The 21,078-nt window shown below is 69.1% G+C and carries 18 protein-coding genes and 1 pseudogene; 12 read left to right on the top strand and 7 right to left on the bottom strand.

The window, feature by feature from the left end; genetic code table 11:
- Nucleotides 1-92: 92 nt before the first annotated feature.
- Nucleotides 93-329: a DUF1427 family protein gene (locus KU887_RS33840; protein WP_058903727.1), complete on the top strand. Its 237-nt coding sequence runs from the start codon at nucleotides 93-95 to the stop codon at nucleotides 327-329.
- The gene (locus KU887_RS33835; RefSeq protein ID WP_058903726.1) at nucleotides 311-1,048 is read left to right on the top strand and encodes a YoaK family protein; all 738 of its coding nucleotides are present in this window, start codon (nucleotides 311-313) and stop codon (nucleotides 1,046-1,048) included. The genes KU887_RS33840 and KU887_RS33835 overlap by 19 nt, the downstream gene beginning before the upstream one ends.
- On the opposite strand, the pseudogene KU887_RS33830 reads toward KU887_RS33835, so the two are convergent.
- A pseudogene (locus KU887_RS33830) lies at nucleotides 1,002-1,657 on the bottom strand (LysR family transcriptional regulator). The gene KU887_RS33835 and the pseudogene KU887_RS33830 overlap by 47 nt on opposite strands.
- A 158-nt stretch (nucleotides 1,658-1,815) precedes the next feature.
- The gene (locus KU887_RS33825) at nucleotides 1,816-2,094 is read right to left on the bottom strand and encodes a XapX domain-containing protein (protein WP_060211395.1); all 279 of its coding nucleotides are present in this window, start codon (nucleotides 2,092-2,094) and stop codon (nucleotides 1,816-1,818) included.
- A gap of 306 nt (nucleotides 2,095-2,400) precedes the next feature.
- Between KU887_RS33825 and KU887_RS33820 the strand changes: the two genes are divergently transcribed.
- From KU887_RS33820 to KU887_RS33795, 6 genes are all read left to right on the top strand, one after another.
- Nucleotides 2,401-3,087: a hydrolase gene (locus tag KU887_RS33820; protein ID WP_006498490.1), complete on the top strand. Its 687-nt coding sequence runs from the start codon at nucleotides 2,401-2,403 to the stop codon at nucleotides 3,085-3,087.
- Nucleotides 3,088-3,255: 168 nt separating this feature from the next.
- Complete coding sequence (locus tag KU887_RS33815) at nucleotides 3,256-3,423, top strand: DUF1427 family protein (RefSeq protein WP_006484386.1); 168 nt, start codon at nucleotides 3,256-3,258, stop codon at nucleotides 3,421-3,423.
- A gap of 19 nt (nucleotides 3,424-3,442) precedes the next feature.
- Complete coding sequence (locus tag KU887_RS33810; protein WP_048986098.1) at nucleotides 3,443-5,332, top strand: amidohydrolase; 1,890 nt, start codon at nucleotides 3,443-3,445, stop codon at nucleotides 5,330-5,332.
- 42 nt (nucleotides 5,333-5,374) lie between these two features.
- Nucleotides 5,375-5,620, top strand: a complete 246-nt coding sequence (locus KU887_RS33805; RefSeq protein ID WP_058903725.1) for a DoxX family protein — start codon at nucleotides 5,375-5,377, stop codon at nucleotides 5,618-5,620.
- A gap of 166 nt (nucleotides 5,621-5,786) precedes the next feature.
- A complete protein-coding gene (locus KU887_RS33800; RefSeq protein ID WP_077020431.1) occupies nucleotides 5,787-6,740 on the top strand; it encodes a VOC family protein in 954 nt (317 codons plus the stop codon).
- Nucleotides 6,741-6,754: 14 nt separating this feature from the next.
- A complete protein-coding gene (locus tag KU887_RS33795; RefSeq protein ID WP_080331433.1) occupies nucleotides 6,755-8,212 on the top strand; it encodes an alginate export family protein in 1,458 nt (485 codons plus the stop codon).
- A gap of 27 nt (nucleotides 8,213-8,239) precedes the next feature.
- On the opposite strand, the gene KU887_RS33790 is transcribed toward KU887_RS33795, so the two are convergent.
- Nucleotides 8,240-9,145, bottom strand: a complete 906-nt coding sequence (locus KU887_RS33790; protein WP_048986071.1) for a LysR family transcriptional regulator — start codon at nucleotides 9,143-9,145, stop codon at nucleotides 8,240-8,242.
- 217 nt (nucleotides 9,146-9,362) lie between these two features.
- On the opposite strand from KU887_RS33790, the gene KU887_RS33785 reads away from it, so the two are divergent.
- Nucleotides 9,363-10,397: an MBL fold metallo-hydrolase gene (locus KU887_RS33785; RefSeq protein ID WP_006498484.1), complete on the top strand. Its 1,035-nt coding sequence runs from the start codon at nucleotides 9,363-9,365 to the stop codon at nucleotides 10,395-10,397.
- A 24-nt stretch (nucleotides 10,398-10,421) separates the two neighbouring features.
- On the opposite strand, the gene KU887_RS33780 is transcribed toward KU887_RS33785, so the two are convergent.
- The gene (locus tag KU887_RS33780; RefSeq protein ID WP_006485986.1) at nucleotides 10,422-11,342 is read right to left on the bottom strand and encodes an AraC family transcriptional regulator; all 921 of its coding nucleotides are present in this window, start codon (nucleotides 11,340-11,342) and stop codon (nucleotides 10,422-10,424) included.
- A gap of 398 nt (nucleotides 11,343-11,740) precedes the next feature.
- On the opposite strand from KU887_RS33780, the gene KU887_RS33775 reads away from it, so the two are divergent.
- The 3 genes from KU887_RS33775 (at nucleotide 11,741) to KU887_RS33765 (ending at nucleotide 17,466) form a co-directional block, all read left to right on the top strand.
- A complete protein-coding gene (locus KU887_RS33775; protein ID WP_258258570.1) occupies nucleotides 11,741-14,662 on the top strand; it encodes a winged helix-turn-helix domain-containing protein in 2,922 nt (973 codons plus the stop codon).
- A 144-nt stretch (nucleotides 14,663-14,806) separates the two neighbouring features.
- On the top strand, nucleotides 14,807-16,705 hold the full coding sequence (locus KU887_RS33770; protein ID WP_060266513.1) for an amidohydrolase: 1,899 nt from the start codon (nucleotides 14,807-14,809) through the stop codon (nucleotides 16,703-16,705).
- Between the two features lie 86 nt (nucleotides 16,706-16,791).
- A complete protein-coding gene (locus tag KU887_RS33765) occupies nucleotides 16,792-17,466 on the top strand; it encodes a hypothetical protein (RefSeq protein ID WP_023478103.1) in 675 nt (224 codons plus the stop codon).
- A 73-nt stretch (nucleotides 17,467-17,539) separates the two neighbouring features.
- Here the strand turns inward: KU887_RS33765 and KU887_RS33760 are convergent, their stop codons facing one another.
- From KU887_RS33760 to KU887_RS33750, 3 genes are all read right to left on the bottom strand, one after another.
- Nucleotides 17,540-18,652, bottom strand: coding sequence for an alkene reductase (locus KU887_RS33760; RefSeq protein ID WP_258258566.1), 1,113 nt, complete (start codon nucleotides 18,650-18,652; stop codon nucleotides 17,540-17,542).
- 78 nt (nucleotides 18,653-18,730) lie between these two features.
- Complete coding sequence (locus KU887_RS33755) at nucleotides 18,731-19,948, bottom strand: MFS transporter (RefSeq protein WP_012337476.1); 1,218 nt, start codon at nucleotides 19,946-19,948, stop codon at nucleotides 18,731-18,733.
- 181 nt (nucleotides 19,949-20,129) lie between these two features.
- The gene (locus KU887_RS33750; RefSeq protein WP_006481367.1) at nucleotides 20,130-21,047 is read right to left on the bottom strand and encodes a LysR family transcriptional regulator; all 918 of its coding nucleotides are present in this window, start codon (nucleotides 21,045-21,047) and stop codon (nucleotides 20,130-20,132) included.
- Nucleotides 21,048-21,078: the final 31 nt, after the last annotated feature.

Here is a 21,078-nt window from a genome sequence, read left to right as displayed (position 1 = left end):
TCAGGGCCGCCTTCCCTAGTCTTGTTCCCGAGCCGCCGCACGAGGCCGAAGCCCTTCGGCCGGCCCGGCCGGCGGTACAACCGGAACGGACCATGCCTTACTTGATCTCGCCGGGAGCCCGCATCGCAGTCGGCCTCCTGCACCCCCTCGTGCGCGTGCAGTCGCCCGCGCCGCCGCTGATCGCGCTGGCGCGCCTGTTCGGCATCGTCGTCCGCGAGCATGCGATCCCGCTCGTGCCGGCGCCGTTGCGTGCGCTCGCCGCGCAGGCTCGCGATGCGGACCCCATCCACAAAACCGCGGAAGCCACGACATGCAACCCGCGCAAGTAACGGCAGCGGGCGCGGCGGCCCCCGATCGCGTGCGCGGCGAGGACGTGTTTCTCGCCTCGATCGCCGGCTACGTCGACACGCTCGGCTTCGTCGCGCTGTTCGGGCTCTTTACCGCGCACGTCACCGGCAACTTCATCCTGATCGGCTCGGGCCTTGCCGGGGTCGGCCAGGGCCTTATGATCAAGTGGCTCGCGTTTCCGGCATTCATCGCGGGCATCGTGGCCGCCCGCGTGCTCGATCACCGGATGCGCGTGCGGGGGCATGGCGTGCGGGCGCGCTCGCTGTACGCACTGCAGACGATCCTGCTGGCCGGATTCATGCTCGCGGGCGTCGCGGCGTCGCCGATCGGCAGTGCCGATGCGCCCGCGACGATCGTCTGCGGGCTGCTGGGTGCCGCGGCAATGGGTGTGCAGAACGCGCACGGCCGGCTGACCGCGCGCACCGTCGTCGCGAACACCGTGATGACCGGCAACGTCACGCAGGCGGTCATCGATGCATTCGACTGGCTGGTGCCGATCGCCGCGCCGGCCGAACGGGAAGCCGCACGCGCGCGGCTGCGACGCACGTTGCCGCCGGTCGCCGGTTTCGCGCTCGGCGCGGGCGCCGGGGCGAGCGCCTACCTGTACGCCGCGTTCTGGGCACTGGCGCTGCCGCTCGCGCTGCTTTGTTTCCTTACCTGGCGCGCCGGCCGGACCGGCGAACCCTCCGCGTCGCGCTGAGCGCCGGTTCCGCACGGCGTTCGTCGCGCACGCGGCGGGCGGCTACAGAAAGCGCAGCAGTGGTGAACCGGTCGACGAGGTCCGGGTGACCGAGCTGTTCGACCCACCAGCGTAACGCGCGCCCGGCTTCGTCGGCGCGCCACGCGATATAGCAATGGGTCGTGCCGCGCATGCCGGTGACTTTTCGCGCGACAAGCCTGCCTTGCGCGATCGCGGGTGCCGCGATGCAGTCCGGGAGCGTACCCACCGCGAGTCCTTCGCATGTAGAACGCGTGGGCGTATGACCACATCATGTCGAATGGCAGTATCTCCACGATGCAGACGCGGACCTCGGTTTCCCGACCTTGCTGCGCGCGCTGCGCCTTCCGTTCAGGCTGCTCGGCGGCATGAAGCAGACGACGGCCTTCCTCGACGACGACGCGGCCCGCGCGCGTGAGCTTCGCCCGACGCCCGCTGCGATCGAACAACGCGACGTCGAGATCGCTTTCGCGCTTTTGTACGAGATATGTCAATGCGGACGGCACGCGGTGCACCAACTGCGGCGTCAGAAAACCTACCGGTGCGGTCGATCGCGTCCAGTGCATCGAGTGCTTCGAAAGACAGCTTCATGACGAGTTTTGCTACGACAAGGGCATCAGGCGGTGTCGCGCCGTCGAGCAATGCTGAACCCCATGTTGTTAACAATGGTTCGTCGTCCGATGTATCGAGGCACGCACGCATGTGTGCCGACGGCCGGGCCGCCGCCGCATTCGCTCGACGTCTGCCTGTCACGTCGGTGTCGATTCGCGGTGCTTCGCGGAAGCATCGGCGTGCGCGCCGGGCAGCGCGCCGAACATGTGCTGGCTGCACTTCGCGTCGCGCCATGCGGTTCCCAGGCGGATGCCATCGAACATCCGTCGCACCACGGGAAGAATCTGTTCGCCGACCAGAATGCCGAGCAGGCCAGCCAGGGCAACGGCGGGCGGCGCCGGCGATTGCACGCCGATCAGCGCGTAGACGACGCCGGCGAGGATGCCGGCGAGAAGCGAAGCAATATACGGTTTCATAGATATAGGACGGAATGACGGCCGTTAAAAATATGGATAAATACCGGTCTGGCGTCGATCCGAAAGTCTTGGGCCAGCCTATCAGGTCTGCGTGTTCATCGTTAGCCGATTCAATGAAATTCAGATCTTTTCAGTCTGAATTCAGAGCGCGGTGAGAATCAGAACAATTAACTGGTGCGGTCGAAATTTCGCGTATTGAATGACGCAGGCCGACTGCCGACGCTTCCGACATGGCGCATTGGATGCCTCGCGGATGCGTCGGCCGGGCAAGCCTCATTTTTCTCCGCGTCAAAGGACATCACCACCATGAGCAATCCGAAGCTTGAAGTACTTACTCCGCACAACAGCCAGCTGATCTTCATCGACCAGCAGCCGCAGATGGCGTTCGGCGTGCAGTCGATCGATCGTCAGACGCTGAAGAACAACGTCGTCGGGCTCGCGAAGGCCGCGAAGGTCTTCAACATCCCCACCACGATCACGACGGTCGAAAGCGAGAGCTTCTCGGGCCACACCTATCCCGAGCTGCTCGACGTGTTCCCGAACCAGAAGACGCTCGAACGCACGTCGATGAACTCGTGGGACGACCAGAAGGTGCGCGACGCGCTGGCCGCGAACGGCCGCAAGAAGGTGGTCGTGTCGGGTCTGTGGACCGAAGTCTGCAATACGACGTTCGCGCTCTGCGCGATGCTCGAAGGCGACTACGAAATCTACATGGTCGCCGACGCATCGGGCGGCACGACGCAGGCCGCGCACGATTTCGCGATGCAGCGCATGGTGCAGGCCGGCGTGGTGCCGGTCACGTGGCAGCAGGTCCTGCTCGAGTGGCAGCGCGACTGGGCGCACCGCGAGACGTATGACGCGGTGATGGCGATCGCGAAGGAGCATTCGGGCGCATACGGGATGGGTGTGGACTACGCGTACACGATGCTCCACAAGGCGCCGCAACGCACCGCGACGCCGCACGAGTCGATTCCGGCCGTTCCGGCGAAGTAAGCGCGGACGACCGGCGACCGCTGATGCCGGTGCGGCGGGTTCGATGTGAACGCGTCGCATGGGCTCCATTGCCGCGGGCGGCGGACGTGACCGAAACACGAATGCCGCCCGCGGCATGCGGGTCGAAATACAGCCCCTGCATTCGAAATTGTCCGGGAGATTTATTGCATGGAACCTTATCTGGTTTCCCTTGGCGCGGGTGTGCTGATCGGTGTGATTTACAGCGCCATCAAGGTTCGCTCTCCCGCACCGCCGCTGATTGCGCTGGTCGGGCTGCTCGGCATGCTGATCGGCGTACAAGCCTTACCCCCCGTGAAACAACTCTTTGGCTTCTGATCAACAAGAGATGATGCATATGACCGCAACCGTGACCCAACCGGATCTGATCCTGCATAACGGACGATTCACGACGCTCGATCGCACGAACCCCGTCGCGACGGCGGTCGCGATTGCCGCCGGACGCTTCGTTGCCGTCGGCAGCGAAGCGGACGTGATGCCGCTCGCGGGCCGCGCGACAAAGGTCGTCGATCTCGGCGGCCGCGGCGTGCTGCCGGGTCTGATCGACAACCACTGCCACGTGATTCGTGGCGGACTGAACTACAACATGGAACTGCGCTGGGACGGCGTGCCGTCGCTCGCGATCGCGATGGAGATGCTCAAGCAGCAGGTCGCGATCACGCCGGCGCCGCAGTGGGTGCGCGTGGTCGGCGGCTTCACCGAACATCAGTTCGTCGAGAAACGGCTGCCGACGATCGCCGAACTCAATGCAGTCGCGCCCGATACGCCTGTGTTCATCCTGCATTTGTACGATCGCGCGTTGCTGAATGCGGCGGCGCTGCGGGTGGTCGGCTACACGAAGGACACGCCGGAGCCGCCGGGCGGCACGATCCTGCGCGATGCCGCAGGCAACCCCACCGGCCTGCTGCTCGCGAACCCGAACGCGACGATCCTCTACGCGACACTCGCGAAAGGCCCGAAGCTGCCGTTCGAGTATCAGTACAACTCGACGCGTCACTTCATGCGCGAGCTGAACCGGCTTGGCGTGACGGGCGTGATCGACGCGGGCGGCGGGTCGCAGAATTATCCCGACGATTACGAAGTGATCCGCAAGCTGCACGACACGGGCGAGATGACGATCCGGATCGCGTACAACCTGTTCACGCAGAAGCCGAATGCGGAGAAGGAAGACTTCGTGAACTGGACGAAGAGCGTCAAGTACCACGACGGCACCGACTACTTCCGCAATAACGGCGCGGGCGAGATGCTGGCGTTTTCCGCGGCCGACTTCGAAGACTTCCGCGTGGCGCGGCCGGATCTGCCCGCGCAGATGGAGGATGACCTCGAAGGTGTCGTGCGCGTGCTGGCGGAAAACCGTTGGCCGTGGCGCATGCATGCGACCTATGACGAAACGATCAGCCGCGCGCTCGACGTGTTCGAGAAGGTCAACGAAGACATCCCGCTCGAAGGGCTGAACTGGTTCTTCGATCACGCGGAAACGATCACCGAGCAATCGATGGACCGGATCGCCGCGCTCGGCGGCGGTATCGCGGTGCAGCACCGGATGGCGTACCAGGGCGAATACTTCGTCGAGCGCTACGGCGCGCAAGCCGCGGAGGCGACGCCGCCTGTCGCGAAGATGCTCGCGAAGGGGCTCAAGGTGTCGGCCGGCACGGACGCGACACGCGTCGCGTCGTACAACCCGTGGGTGTCGCTTGCATGGCTCGTGACGGGCAAGACGGTCGGCGGCCTGAGGATGTATCCGCAGCGCAACCTGCTCGATCGCGAAACCGCGCTGCGGATGTGGACCGAGTACGTGACGTGGTTCTCGAACGAGGAGGGCAAGAAAGGACGCATCGCGGTGGGGCAGCTCGCCGACTTGATCGTCCCGGACCGCGATTTCTTCGCGTGCGCGGAGGACGATATCGCCGGCACGACCGCGTTGCTGACGGTGGTCGACGGGAAGATCGTATGGGGCGCGGGGCCGTTCGCGTCGCACGACGCGCCGATCCCGCCGGCGATGCCGGACTGGTCGCCCGTTCGCGAGTTCGGGGGCTATGGCGGCTGGGGCGCGACGCAGCGCAACGGCGCACCGTTGCAACGCGCGGCCGCCGCCGCGATGTGCGGCTGCGCGAACGAATGCAACGTTCACCAGCATGCGCACGCGAACGCATGGGCAAACGCGTTGCCGACGTCCGACGCGAAGGGCTTCTGGGGTGCGTTCGGCTGTTCGTGCTGGGCGGTCTGAGATGACGACGCGCCTCGTCTACGGAACTCGGCGTGGGTCCGCGTGCTGCTGTCGCAGCCATGGGTGCTGCCGGTCTCGCGTCTCATGCTGGTGTCCGCGTATTTGATCGCGGGCGTGTACACGCTGCTGGGTTTCGATGCGGCCGCCGCGGAGCAGGCGCACTTCGGCCTGCACCCCGGGTCCGTATGGGCGGCGATGGCGATCGTGGTCGAGATCGGCGGGCTCGTCCTCGTCACCGTGCGCAACGATAGGCGAGACCGGGCTGGCAGCGTTCCCGCCATTCGGTGACGTTGCGACGACCGTGTCGAAACGACGAGTCTGCGCCGTCTCCCGCGCGCGGTGCGCGTGTTTCTCGCCTGTCGTCCGGGCCGCCCGGACGAGTGGCCTGTATCCCGCTGAATCCGAATCCGCGCGCGGCGCCGTGCCGCGCGCGTCACCATCAAGGAGAAAACCGATGAATTCATTGAACCTGCGCGACATGCTGCGCATGACCGCCGCATCGTCGGCCGTGCTCGTCGCGCTCCTGGCCGGCGCGCCGGCGCTCGCCGACGAAACCCACCTCGACGACATCGCATCGCCGGCCGCCGCGGCGCGGTCGCCAGCCGTTGCGGTCGGCCCGCAGTACGACACGACGCACGTGTGCGTCGCCCCCGAAGACTTCGACCGCTTCACCGACAGCTTCGTCGCGACCTTCGGCGGCAAGAAGTCGAAGCAGGGCGTGTTCCAGGTCACGCCGACGCCGAGCCAGACGATGTCGCAGCTCGTGCTGACGCCGGTCGGCACGATCTCGGTGTTCGGCTTCAAGACGCCGATCCCGTACCCGTTCTGCGAGGAACGCACCGGCTATCTCGTCACCGACATGGACGTCGCGGTGAAGTCGGCGCGCGCGCATGGCGCGGACATCGTCGTATCGACGTTTCCCGACCCGATCGGACGCGACGCGATCGTTCGCTGGCCGGGCGGCGTGAACATGCAGCTGTACTGGCATACGCAGGCGCCGAACTACGACGCGCTGCAGACGGTGCCGGAGAATCGCGTGTACGTGTCGCCGGAAAGCGCGAGCAAGCTCGCACGCAACTTCGCCGCGTTCTCGCACGGCAAGATCGTGTCGGACGTGCGCCATGCGCCGGGCATCGAGATCGGCCGGCCGAACGATACGTACCGCCGCATTCGCATCGAATCGGGCTTCGGCAAGATGACCGTGCTCGCGACCGACGGTCACCTGCCGTACCCGTTCGGGCGTGAAATGACGGGCTACGAAGTGGCCGATCTCGCCGCGACGCTGAAGCAGGCCGAAGCCGCGGGCGTGACGGTGCTGGTGCCGCCGTTCAAATCGGACGGCCGCGACGCGGCGCTCGTGCAGTTCCCGGGCGGCTATGTCGCCGAAATCCACGCGCGGTTGAAATGACGGTGCGCCGGCCGATGAAGCGATCGTGGCGCGGCGCGCTGCCGTGCGTCGTGCTGGCGGGCGGCGCCGCGTTGCATGCGGGTTCGGCCGTCGGCGCCGATGCCGAGGCGGCGGGCGGCGCGGCCGCGTCGCCGGCTGCCGCCGCGGCGTCGTGCACCGCGAAACGCCCGACGGTGCTGTTCAACCGCTGGCAGGAGGACTGGTCGGTGCTCGCGAATCCGTGCGTGCCGCGCAAGCCGTTCGACGCGCTGAAATACATACGGCTCGGCGACGATCCGTCGACCTACCTGTCGCTCGGCGCGAACCTGCGCGAGCGCTTCGAACTGAACAACGCGCCGCTGTTCGGCCTCGGCGCCGCGCACGACGACAATTACGTGATCCAGCGCGCGAACGTGCACGCGGACCTGCGCTATCGCGGGCACTTCCAGGCGTTCGTGCAGTTCGTCGATGCGCGGCCGTTCGGCAAGGACACGGTCGGCCCCGTCGACAAGGATCAGCTCGACCTCGAGCAGGCGTTCGTCGCGTACGTCGATCAACTGGGGCCGGGCACGTTCAAGACGCGGATCGGCCGGCAGGAGATGGCGTTCGACTTGCAGCGCTTCGTGTCGGTGCGCGACGGCCCGAACGTGCGGCAGGCGTACGACGGACTGTGGACCGATTACGAAATCGGCAAATGGCGCCTGATCGGCTACGTGACGCGCCCGGTGCAGTATCGCAATGCGGCCGCGTTCGACGACGTGTCGAACCGCCATCTGCGATTCGACGGCGTGCGCGTCGAGCGCACCGGCACGGGGCCCGGCGATCTGTCCGCGTACTGGTCGCGCTACACGCGCGACAACGCGCGCTATCCGGATGCGTCCGGCACCGAGCGTCGCGACGTGTTCGACATGCGTTACGCGGGCAAGACCGACGGGTTCGACTGGGACGTCGAGGCGATGCTGCAGACGGGCCACGTCGGACAGGACACGGTCGGCGCGTGGGCGTTCGGCGCGCTGGGCGGCTACACGTTCGCGAAGACGGCCGGCACGCCGCGCATCGGCATCCAGGTCGACGGTGCATCGGGCGACGCGCATCCGGGCGACCGGCGCGTCGGCACATTCAACCCGATGTTTCCGAACGGCTATTACTTCACGCTCGCCGGCTATACCGGGTACAGCAACCTGATCCACGTGAAGCCGTCGCTGACCTTCAAGCCGGCCAGCTCGGTGACGGTGCTCACCGCCGTCGGCTTCCAGTGGCGGCAGACGACGGCCGACGCGATCTACGGGCAGGGGATGTCGGCGGTGCCGGGCACGGCGGGCAAGGGCGGCGCATGGACGGGGATGTACGCGCAGGCGCGCGTCGACTGGCTCGTGAACGCGAACGTCGCGCTCGCGCTGGAGGCCGTGCACTTCCAGCTCGGCTCGTCGATTCGCGCACTCGGCGCGCGCAACGCCGACTACGTCGGGATGGAAGCGAAGTTCGGCTGGTGACGCATGGCATCGCTCGTGTCGCCCGTCTCAGGGCTGCGCGCGAGCGAGCGATTCGACGAAATCGATGAACGCGGTCACGCGCTTCGAGCCGCGCTGGTTCGGCAGGTACAGCGCGGTGATCACCGCGCGCGCCGAGCCCGGCGTCACGTCGTATTGATCGAACAGCCGTTGCAGGCGGCCGGCTTCGAGGTCCGTATCGACCAGCCAGTCGGGCAGCAGCGCGATGCCGGCGCCGTCGAGTGCGGCCTCGCGCAGCACTTCGCTGTGGTTCGATTTCAGCCGCCCGGTGACGACGACCTGCGCCGTGCGTGGCGCACCCACGAACGTCCACGTCTGCTGGTCGACGCCGAAATGAAAGCGCAGGCATGCGTGATCGACCAGTTCGGCCGGCGTCGCGGGCGTGCCGTGCGCGTCGAGGTAGGCGCGGCTCGCGACCACGTAGCGCCGGAACGTGCCGAGCGGGCGCGCGACGACTTCCGCGGTCGGCGCGGCGTCACCGAGCCGGATCGCGACGTCGATTCGCGCGGATACGAGATCGACGCGTTCGTCGGTGAGTTGCAGGTCGAGGTCGAGCTTCGGATGGCGGGCGACGAACGCGGCGACGTGCGGCGCGAGGCGGCGCAGCCCGTAGGCGACCGGGACCGACACGCGCAGCGGGCCGGACGGCGCGTCGCCGCGGTCGGCCACCAGCGCGTCGGCATCGGCGAGTTCGCCGAGCACGCGTTTCGCCCGCGCATAGTAGACGGCGCCCGCATCGGACAGCGTGACCTGCCGCGTCGTGCGGTTCAGCAGCACGGTGCCGAGCGACGCTTCGAGCGCGTCCACCGCGCGCACGACCGACGAAGCGGCGAGATCGAGCCGGCGCCCTGCGCTCGAGAAGCCGCCGGCTTCCGCGACTTCGACGAAGGCGCGCAGCGCGGAGAATTTGTCCATGGGGTCGTCCTTGGGCGGGGTGCAACGTCGCGTTGCATGCGGATCGCATTCTAGCGCCGGGTCGCGCGGCAGCCCCGTCCGTGCGCTGCGTCTTCAGGACAATTCAGGCAGCGCTCAGGATTTTCGCCATGGCGCCCGATAAGCTGCGCGACATCGCGTGTCGCGCGGGCCGTTCCATTCGTGGCCGGGCGCGCGTACGGTTCGTCACGGAGAACACATGAAGACCCTGTTCCGGCACGCGTGCGTCGCGCAGGCGGCGCGTTTGCTGATCGTGGCCGGGTGCGCGGGCCTGTTGGCGCCTGCGGCATTTGCGCAAGCCGGCGTGCCGTCCGACGCGGCGTCCGGTGTGCAGCCCGACGCTCCCGTGCCCGCCGCGGGCCGGCAGCCCCCCGGCTTCTATCGGCAGAAGATCGGCGACTTCACGGTGATCGCGCTGTCCGACGGCACTCATCCGTTTCCGGTCGACACGGTGTTCCGCGACATCTCGAAGGACGAGATCCGGCGCGATCTCGATCGCGCCTTCCTGGAGCCGCCCGTGCAAGGGTCGATCAACGCGTTCCTGGTCGATACCGGATCGAAGCGGATTCTCGTCGATGCGGGCGCCGGCACGCTGTACGGCGACTGCTGCGGCAAGCTGCTCGACGACCTGCGCGCGGCCGGCTACGCGCCCGCGCAGATCGACGAAGTGCTGCTCACGCACCTGCACAAGGACCATGTCGGCGGCATTGCGTCGAATGGCGCGATGACGTTTCCGAATGCCGTCGTGCGGGTGAACGCGGTCGAGGCCGCGTACTGGCTCGATCCGGCCAACAAGGCGCACGCGCCGGCGTTCCTCGCGTCGTTCTTCGATGCGGCCGCCGCGGCGGTCGCGCCTTACGTCGCGGCCGGCCGCTTCAAGACGTTTCGCGGCGACGCGACGCTCGCGCCCGGCATTCGCGCGGTGCCGATGCCCGGCCATACGCCGGGCCATACGGCCTATCTGATCGAGAGCGGCAACGCGGGCCTGCTCGCGTGGGGCGACATCGTGCACGTGGCGGCGATCCAGTTGCGCGACGTCGACGCGACGGTCCAGTACGACAGCGATGCCGGCACGGCCCGCCGCACGCGGCGCGACACGCTGAAGCGCGTCGCGGCTCGACGCTATCTCGTCGGTGCCGCGCATATCGCGTTTCCCGGGCTCGGGCATTTGCGCCGCGACGGTGCGCAGTACGACTGGGTGCCGGTCAACTACGACGCGACGCCGGTGCGGTGACGGCCCGGCGTGCGCCCATGCCGGTCAGCGCGACCGTGCGCGCCGCCACGCGCCGGGCGGATGACCGACGATCCGCGCGAACAGGCGGTTCAGATGGCTCTGATCGGCGAAGCCGCACGCGACCGCGATGTCGGCCAGCGTCATGTCGGACGTCTCGATCAGCTCGCGAGCGCGCATCACGCGCTGTTCGAGCAGCCACTGGTGCGGCGTGCGGCCGGTGGTGCGCGAGAACGCGCGGATGAAATACCCGCGCGACAGGTCGCATTCGTTCGCCACTTCCTCGATCGACACGCCGAGGTCCGCCTTTTCCATCAACAGCTCCTTGGCGAGCGCGACCTTCGCGGGAGACAGCACGCCCTTGTGCTCGAGTTCGCGCGTGCGCGCGTTGCCGTAGCGGCGCACGAGATGCGCGCCCATCGCGAGCCCGACCTGTTCGATGAACAGCGCGTTCAGCGGGCCGGGTGTGTCGAGGCTGTCGGCCACCGCGTGCGCGAGATGCCCGAGCACCGGGTCGCGCGCATCGACGCGGCACGTGAGGCCGTCGACCGGGCTGCCGCCGTGCTCGGGGCCGATGCGCGCCAGATACGCATGCGGCAGCTCGACCAGCACGAAGTCGAAGTTGCCGTACAGGTCGGCGTGGAAATGACGGGAAAAATCGCGAATGTAGATCGAGTGGTGCTGGAACCGGCGCTCGCTCGCGCCGGCACGCCCGTAGAGCGTGCGGCGGTGGCCGCCGTTCAGCGACACGCCGACCAGGAAGCCGCGGTCGCACGCGGGCATCTCGATGCGTTCGACGTGCGCTTCGCGCATGCATTTGCGGTGGAGCTTCAGGCCGCCGGATGTCGTCTCGACATCCTTCGCCAGCAGGCTCGACACGCAGCCGAGCGTGTCTTTCGGCCGCCGCGAAGGCGTTGCCACCGGCGCGGCGATGACGGTGTCTGACATGGAATTCCCCAGCGAGGGACTCGGAGCGTGAAATGACGAGTCCAGTTTAGATGCGCACGCGAACGTTCAAAATGAATTTGCATAAACGTCCGCTCGTCATCCTGACAGATTGCTTTCAATGCGTGTGCGCGGTGAGTGCATACCCCCGCGCAGGGCCTGCGCGCGCGGCCCGGCAGAGTATAGCGCCCTACTTTTACACGCAAGTGATCGTGCCGATCGCGTCCGCGCGAAATGCGCTGGCAGCGCATTTTCCTTCAAGATTTTCACGGCATGCCCGTCTACACTCGGTCCGGAATTCGACATTTTCGTCCGGTGCAAGGGTGCGCCGGACGCGGACTTCCTGACGGGTGAACTGCCGCGTTCATTCGCCAGCCATCCCGAGGAACCCGGAGGCGGCCATGATCCAGATCGGAACTTTGTCGGTGGACTTCGAGCAACGCGACATTCGCCGTCACGGCGCGTCGCTGCGCATCGGCGCGCGCGCGCTCGACATTCTCGAAGTCCTGCACCGCGCGAGCGGTTCGGTCGTGTCGAAAGACGACATCATGGATGCGGTCTGGCCGGGCCTGATCGTCGAGGAAAACCGGCTTCAGGTGCATGTGGCCACGCTGCGCAAGGCGCTCGGCGCGAGCCGCGATCTGATCAAGACGGTGCCCGGGCGCGGCTACCTGCTGGTTGCGAGCGCGTCGCCCGGCCCGGATCTCGTACCCGCGGCCGAAGCGCCGGCCGTCGCCGTACCGCCAGCGGTCGCCGCGCTGCCGGATGCCTGCGCGTCGTCGCTGCTCGCGCCGCTGGTCGGGCGCGACGTCGAAATCGCGCAGATCGTCGACATGCTCGAACGCACGCCGGTCATCACGCTCGTCGGCGCGGGCGGCATCGGCAAGACGAGTCTTGCGGTGCGCGTCGCGCACGGCGTGCGCAGCCGCGCGCACGAGCGCGTGCTGTTCGTGGAACTGGCGCGCGCGTCGACGCGCGACGACATGCTGATCGCGCTCGCTGCCGAACTCGGCCTCGATACGTCCGGCGTGCCCGCCATCGACCGCATCGGCGACGCGTTCGCGACGTCGCGCTGCCTGCTGGTACTCGACAACGCGGAGCACATCGTCGATCTGGTGGCGAGCCTCGTCGAAACGCTGACGTCGAGCGCCGGCTCGCTGCGCGTGCTCGTGACGAGCCGCGAGCCGCTGCACATCTCGGCCGAAGCGGTGCTGCGCATGAGCCCGCTCGCGGTGCCGGACGGCAATGCCTCCGCGGCGGAAATCGTCCGTTGTTCGGCCGTCGAGTTGTTCCTGGAACGCGTGCGCGCGGCCGCGCCGGATTGCGCGGTCGACGAAGCCGGCGTGCGGCTGATCGGCGACATCTGCCGGCGCCTCGACGGGCTGCCGCTCGCGATCGAACTGGCGGCGGCGCGCGTGGCGACGCTCGGGCTCGCGGTCGTCGCGTCGCGCCTCGACGACCGGCTGAATCTGCTGACGGGCGGGCTGCGCTCGGCGCTGCCGCGTCATCAGACGCTGCGCGCGACGTTCGACTGGAGCTATGTGCTGCTCGACCGGGCCGCGCGCGCGCTGTTTCGCCGGATGGGATGCTTCATCGGGCCGTTTTCGTTCGATGCCGCGCGCGCGGTCGCGACCGAGCCCGGCACCTCGGCCGCGGACATGATCGCGGTGCTCGGCGAGCTGGTGGCGAAATCGTTGGTGACCGTCGAATTCGACGGCGCGTATGCGCGCTACCGGCTGACCGAATCGACGCGCGCGTACGCGCTGGAAAAACTGCACAACGAGGGCGAGTTCGAGCGCATCGTCGCGCGCCATGCGGAGTACGAGCGCGAGCGGGCGCATGGGCGTCCCGCGGCGCCCGTGATGCTCGCCGACGTGCCACCTGCCGGTGCGCCCGCGCCGGCCGTGGACGAACCGGCGGACGCCGCCGAAGCCGCGGGCGTGCCCGAGCCCGACCGGCTGGCGCGCGCGCTGCTGGAGCCGTCGCGGATGCGCGCGTGTACGGCGCGGGCGCGCCAGGTACTCGACGGGCTGGACACGGACGCCACGGGCCCGGTCGACGTCGCGCGCGAGATGCGGCTGCGGGCGGCCTGCGCGTCGGCGCTGCTGCATACCGACGGCGACGCACTCGCCGCCGCCGCGATGTGGGACCGTACGCTCGGTCTCGCCACGCACATCGGCGACGATGCGTTCGACGCGCGCGCGCTGGTCGGGCTGTGGAACACGATGCTGACGCTGTCGGACATTCACGAATCGCTGCGCTACGCGACGCGCTTCGAGCGGGCGGCCGAGCGGCGCGGCGACCGGTCGCAGCGGTTGCTGGCCAACACGATGGTCGCGACGTCGCTGCATTACTTCGGCGAGCATGCGCAGGCGCGCGAGCGGCTGGAAGCGGCGACGGCCGAGCTGGCCGACGCGGGCGAACCGCCGTGCGCGCAGGCCGCGTTGGGCATCGACATGGCGACGCTGGGGCGCACGATGCTGATCCGTCTGCTCTGGATGCAGGGCGAGCCGGAACACGCGATGCGCGTCGCCGCGCAAGCGGTCGAGCATGCGCGCCGCGACCCGTCGCCCCTCCCGCTGTGCATCGTGCTCGGCGCGGCCGCCGTGCCGATCGCGCTGCGCTACGGCGATCACGACATCACCTCCGACTATCTCACGACGCTGCGCGCGACCGCCGACGCACACGGTTTCGACATCTGGCGCAGTCACGCGGAATGCTTGACGGGCCAGTTCGACATCCAGGCCGGCCATCCCGGCGCGGGCCTCGCCCGGCTCGAGCCCGCGCTGCTGCGCGTCGAGGCGAGCAGCTTCCGGCGCGTGCTCGCACCGTTGACCGTCGCATACGCGGAGGGCCTCGTGCGGACCGGTCGCGCCGATGAAGCGTGCACCCGGCTCGATGCGACGCTCGCACGCTGCCGCGCGCACGGCGAGCACCTGTTCGTCCCCGAACTGCTGCGCGTGAGAGGCGTCGCGATGCTCGAACAGGCGCGCATCGTCGGCGCGGATCTCGCGGTGGCGTACGAGGCCGACGGGCATCGCCATCTGCAGATGGCGATCCAGACCGCGAACGCGCAGGGCGCCGCGATGTGGGCGCTGCGCAGTTCGCTCGATCTCGCCGATCACCTGATCGAGCGCGGGCATACCGCGCAGGCGTCGGCGCTGGTCGCCGGCGTCGCGCGGCACTTCGATCCGCATTCGCGCGCCCACGACGTGCGCCGTTTGCTGCGCGTGCAGAGCTTCGTCCGTCAGGGTGCGCCGCTCGCGCCGTGCCTGACGCGCGCGCGACGCGATACCGCCGACGCGGCGCAGCAGGCGGCATGACGATGCGCGAACCCGGTACGGCCGCGCGGCCGCGCGATAGCAGCATGCATGCCGATGCGTGCGGTGCGGCCGCTTTCCCGCGTTCGACGAGCGGCAGGGCGGCCCGCGCCGCGTCGCACGCGGGTGCGCACGGGAGGCCCGACGGTGCTTAGAGCGACGGAACCCGCGCGTTCGGCGGACCTCGTCGTGTTCAACGGAAAGATCGCGACCCAGGACGAACGGCGCTCGTTCGTCCGCGCGCTCGCCGTGAAGGACGGGACCATCGTCGCGACCGGCGACGATCGCGACGTGCTGCGCCATGCGCACGACGACACCGCCTGTATCGATCTGAACGGTCGTACCGTGATTCCGGGCCTGATCGACGCGCACCTGCAGGCGATCCGCGGCGGCATGAACTTCAACCTCGAGGTGCGCTGGGACGGCGTGCCGTCGCTGGCCGATGCGCTCGAGCTGCTGGGCCGGCAGGTACGACGCACGCCCGCGCCGCAATGGGCGCGCGTGGCGGGTGGCTGGAGCGCGCTGCAGTTCGCGGAAAAGCGCGGCCCGACGACGGCCGAGCTCAACGCGATCGCGCCCGACACGCCGGTATTCGTCCAGCATCTGGCCGACAGTGCGTGGCTGAATGCGGCCGCGCTGCGCGCGCTCGGCTACGGGCGCGACACGCCCGATCCGCCCGGCGGCGAACTGCGGCGCGATCGCCATGGGCGGCCGACCGGGCTGCTGCTCGCGCGTCCGGACCCGGCGGTGCTGGGCGCGGTGCTCGCCCGCGCGCCGAGGCTCGATGCGGCCGACCGGGTCAACTCGACGCGGCAGTTCATGCACGCGCTGAACCGCGTCGGCGTGACGAGCGCGATCGACGCCGGCGGCGACGGCCTCGCGTATCCGGACGACTATGCGGCGGTCGAGACGCTCGCGCGGCGCGGCGAATTGACGACCCGCATTGCCTATGCGCTGGGCGCTCGGCATGCCGGCCGGGAGCTCGACGATTTCGCGAAATGGATCGCGCTGACCGCGCCCGGCGACGGTGACGCATTCCTGCGCGCGAGCGGCGCGGGCGAGCGATTGCTGTTCTCGGCGGTCGATCTCGGGAATTTCCTCGAACCGCGCGTCGAGCTGCCCGCGTCCGTCGAGGTCGAACTGGCGGCCATCGTCCGGCTGCTCGTGCAGCATCGCTGGCCGTTCCGGCTACAGGCGACCTACGACGAATCGATCGGCCGCTTTCTCGACGTGTTCGAAGCGGTGGACCGCGACACGCCGTTCGACGGGCTGCGCTGGTGCTTCGACCGCTGCGAGACGATTTCGGATGCCAATATCGCGCGGGTCGCGGCGCTGGGCGGCGGCATCACCGTGCAGCCGCGCATGGCGTTCCAGGGCGAAGCCTTCATCGCGCGCCATGGTGCGGCGGCGGCCACGCGCGCGCCGCCGCTCCGCGCGATGCTCGCGGCCGGGCTGCCGGTCGGTGCGGGGTCCGGCGCGATGGGCGCGGCGAGCTACAACCCGTTCGTCGCGCTGTACTGGATGGTGTCGGGACGCAGCGTGGGCGGCACCGCGCTGTATCCGGCGCGCAACCGGCTCGGTCGGATGGAGGCGCTGCGCCGCTACACGGTCGGCAGCGCGTGGTTTTCCGCGGACGAGCACCGCAAGGGCGCGCTGGTGCCCGGCCGGTACGCCGATTTCGCGGTGCTGAGCGACGATTACTTCTCGATCGATGCGCGGCGCATCCCGACGCTGTCGTCGGTGCTGACGGTCGTCGATGGCAAGGTCGTGCACGCGGAACAGGAATTCTCGCCGCTTGCGCCGCCGCCGCCGCCCGTCAGCCCCGCATGGTCGCCGGTCGCCGCAGGCGGCGCCGCCGACGCGGCGGGCGCCGACGGGCGCGACCGTTCGCGTGCCTCGGCGGCGGGCGACGCGTGCGTGGCGCCCGGCGTCGATGCGTGCCGTGCGCGTGGTGATGGGCGTCGCTTCGCGCGACCGCGCTATCCGACGGCAAGTGCGGCCGCCGAGCGCTGCGAAGCCTTCGGCCGCTGCTGCGTCGCGTTTTGAGCGGTGCGTACCGGTGCGCTGCGCGCCGGGCGCCGCCGTGCATCGAACGATTTTCCGCCCCGTGCACGGGGCATGAAGGAGACAGGATGAATGTTGCGCACCCGCGCGCATCGGCCACCGGCGACGAAGTGGCCGGCGTGCGCATTCCGCGCACGCCGGTGACGGTCGAGGCCGCCGACGCGGCCCGCGCGTCGTTGCCCGCCGCGCTCGCCGCTCATGCGGCGCGCGTGTTCGTGTTCGCGTCGCTCGCCGCGCGGCGTGCAGGCGACGCGTGCGACGCCGACGCACTGTACGTCGCCGCGATGTACGCGAACATGGGATTGAGCCCGGCGTACTGCCGTTCGACCGAACGCTACGAGCTCGACGGCGCGGATGCCGCGCACGCGCTGCTGCTGCGGCATCGCCGGTCGCGGCGCATGCGCGACGACGTGTGGCACGCGGTCGCGCTGCATACGACGCCGGGCGTGGCCGCCCGCGCGTCGCCGCTTGCGCGCGCACTCGCGTGCGCCGTGTCGACGGACCTGATGGCGACCGACTTCGACGCGTATACCGCCGACGAACGCACGGCGCTGCTCGCGGCCTACCCGCGCGGCAGCGGTTTTCGCGAAGCGTATCTGGACATGGTCGCGCGCGGCGTCGAGCATCGGCCGCAGTCGACCTTCGGCACCTGGAGCGCGGACGTGCTCGAACGCGCGGACCCTGATTTTCATCGGCCGAATTTCTGCGGGCGCGTGCTGGGCGCGCGGTGGAACGATACGTGACGGCGCCGGCCCGGCGTGCGGCAGCCGGACGCACGGCCGGCCGCGGCACGCCGCCGCGCCCGGCGTGCGCGGGTCAGGCGGCCGATTGCGCCGCGTCGTGCCGCGCGTAGTCGACGTAGCCGGCGCGCTCGCCGCCGTACCAGCCGATCGACTTCGGCTCCGCGAGCGGTGCGCGGGCCGCGATGCGCTCGACCAGATCCGGATTCGCGATATACGCGCGGGCAAACGCGACGAGATCGGCGTCGCCCGCGTCGATCAGCGCGCTCGCCGCCTCCGGTGAAATGCCGCCGTTGACGATCAGCGTGCCGTGGAACGACCGGCGCGCGTGCTCGACGATGCGCGGCAGATCGGGTTCGCCGCTCCAGCCGTTGGTGTCGGCCGCGTGCAGATAGGCGACGCCCGCCGCGTCGAGCATCCGGCCGACGTACGCGAGCGTCGCGTCCGGATCGGCGTCGCGCACGTTGTTGTATTTCGCGTACGGCGAGATGCGCACGCCGACGCGGCTCAGCGGCATCACGCCGCCGACCGCGTCGACGATTTCTTCCAGAAAGCGCGCGCGGTTCGCGACCGATCCGCCGTAGCGATCGTCGCGGCGGTTCAGCGTCGACGACAGGAACTGGTGCGGCAGGTAGCCGTTGGCCGCATGAATCTCGACGCCGTCGAAGCCCGCGGCCATCGCGCGTGCCGCGGCCTGCCGGAATTCGTCGACGGTCGCGACGACTTCATCGGTCGTCATCGCGCGCGACGGCGTCGCATGAATCTTCGTGTAGTAGCCGTTCTGCAGCTGCGCCCAGACCTGCAACTGTTCGAGGTCGTCGTTTACGCCGGACGGCGACAGCGGCGCGGCGCCGCCGAGCAGCGTCAGCGAGCTCACGCGGCCGCCATGCCACAGCTGCGCGAAGATGCGCCCGCCGTTCGCATGGACGGCATCGGTGACGATTTTCCAGGCGGCGGCCTGCGCATCGTCGACGAGGCCCGGCGTCAGCTCGAATGCGGCGGAGGCCGGGCTGACGTTGGTGGCTTCGGTCACGATCAGGCCGGCCGACGCGCGCTGCGCGTAGTACTCGGCCATCAGTTCGGTGGGCAGCCCGCGCGACGGCGCGCGCGAGCGCGTCATCGGCCCCATCACGACGCGGTTCGGCAGCGCGAGGCCGCGCAGATCGTAAGCACTGAGCAGGGAAGACATGATGGACTCCTGTGGTTCGACGGAGGGCGGGGCGGCGGCGCGCCCCGCGAACGGATCGGTTCGGCGTGCGACGGCGGGTCAACCCGCGGCGTGACGTTGCGCGTGCGGCCGCCCGACGAGCAGGTAGTGCGCGAGCGCGACGATCGGGAATGCGCCGGCCACTGCGGCGACGAGCGGCCAGCCGCCATGCGCGTACAGCGGGCTCGCGAGCGCGGAGCCGACGGCGCCGCCGACGAAGATGCTCGTCATGTACAGCGCATTCAGCCGGTTGCGGCTCGCCGCGTGCAGCGCATAGATCTCGCGCTGGCCGAGCACCATGTTCATCTGCACCGCGAAGTCGAGCACGATGCCGGTGACGACGAGCCCGTACAGGCCGGTGCCGTGCACGAACCCGACCGCATACGCGAGCGCGCCGGCGACGAGCGCGATCAGCGTCGCGCGCACGGTATGGCCGGCATCCGCCAGACGCCCTGCCACCGGCGCCGAGGTCGCGCCGATCGCGCCGACCAGCGCGAACAGGCCGATCGCCGATTGCGACAACCCGTAGTGACGGGTCAGCTCGACGGGCACGGCGGTCCAGAACAGGCTGAACGACGCGAACATCAGGCCCTGGTAGAACGCGCGGTGGCGCAATACCGGCATCGTACGAACGAGGTGCAGCAGCGAGCCGATCAGTTCGAAATAGGTCGCGCGATGATCGGGCTGGCGCGATGGAATCGTCAGCGCGAGCACGGCCGTGACCAGCGTCATCAGCACGGCCGCCGCCGCGAACACGAAGCGCCAGCCGAACGCGTCGGCCACGACGCTCGACAGCGGCCGCGCCAGCAGGATGCCGAGCAGCAGCCCGCTCATGATCGTACCGACGACGCGGCCGCGCGAATGGTCCGGCGCGAGGTGCGCGGCGAGCGGCACGAGGATCTGCACGGCCACCGAGCTGAACCCGATCAGCAGCGAAATCGCGAGAAAGAGCCCAGGCGTGCGCACGAGCGCCGCCGCCGCGAGGCTCGCGATCGACACGACGGCCGTCACGATCATCAGCTTGCGGTTTTCGAGCAGGTCGCCGAGCGGCACGATGAAGAACAGGCCGAGCGCGTAGCCGATCTGCGTCAGCGACACGATCAGGCTCGCCGTGTTGCCGGACATGTGCAGGCCCGGCGCGATGAGCTCGGTGATCGGCTGCGCGTAGTACAGGTTCGCGACGATCGCGCCGCAGCTGAAGGCGAACAGCAGGATCAGCCCCTGCGTGAGCTTGACGCCGTGCGCGGGCGGCGCGAGCGGTGTTGAATCCGTTGACATGGTCGACTCCTGGAAAAGGGAAAGGCCGGGCACCGAAGCGTCGCGCCGGCATGGAAGTCGCCTGGCCGCGATACGATGCACCGCATTGCCGTCGATACTAGTGATCAATCACTCGAGCCGGAATCGGGACGCCGTGCAATCGAGCGTTGCGTGGCACGCAAAGGTGCCGCGCCGCGCGGGTTCAGCCGCGTTTGCCCTGCAGCGTCGGAATCTGCTCGAACAGGCCCGCGAGCCAGTCGACGAACACCTTCAGCTTGACCGGGATGTGGCGATTGGGCGGATACAGCACCGAGATCGGCCGGGCCGGCGCGTTGAAATCGGTCAGCACCTCGCGCAGCCGGCCCGATTTCAGGTACGGCTCGACGAGATACAGCGACGTCTTGATCAGGCCGATGCCGGCGACGCCGCACTCGATGTAGTTGTCCGCGTCGTTGACGGCCACCGTGCCGCACATCTGCACGATGCGCGGCTCGCCGTCGACGACGTAATCCCACGGGCGAGGCCGCCCGGTGTCGGCCGAGATGTGACTGACCGCGACGTGCTGTGCGAGATCGTCGACGGTCTGCGGCTCGCCGCACCGCGCGAAATAGGCGGGCGAGCCGCACGTACAGGTGGTCAGGCTGCCGATCCGCTTCGCGATCATGCCCGAATCGTCGAGCGCGCCGATGCGCACCACGCAGTCGACCCCTTCGCCGACGAGGTCGATCTGCCGGTCGGTCACGCCAAGTTCGAGCATGATGTCCGGATGGGCGTCGAGAAACGCCGGCAGCGCGGGCACCACGACCTGCTTGGCCATCGCGGGCGGCAGGTTCACCTTCAGCCGGCCGCGCGGCACGTTGCGGGCCTGCGAGACCGACGCCTCCATGTCGTCGATCTCGCGCAGCACCGCGACGGAACGTTCGTAGTAGGCCTGACCGTCCTCGGTCAGCGAGATGCGCCGCGTGGTGCGGTTCAGCAGCCGGCAGCCGAGATGCTGCTCGAGTGCGCTCAGCAGCGCCGACACGCGCGGCGTGGTGAGGCCGGTCGTGTCGGAGGCGCGCGTGAAGCTGCCGGTTTCGACGATGCGCGTGAACACGCGCATCGAAAGCAAGGTATCCATCGTCGGAGGTTCTCCAGCCGGTCGGCATGCG

This window comes from Burkholderia sp. EMB26 (genome assembly GCF_024730645.1).
Lineage (GTDB): Bacteria > Pseudomonadota > Gammaproteobacteria > Burkholderiales > Burkholderiaceae > Burkholderia > Burkholderia cenocepacia.
This window is presented reverse-complemented; position numbering and strand designations above follow the sequence as displayed.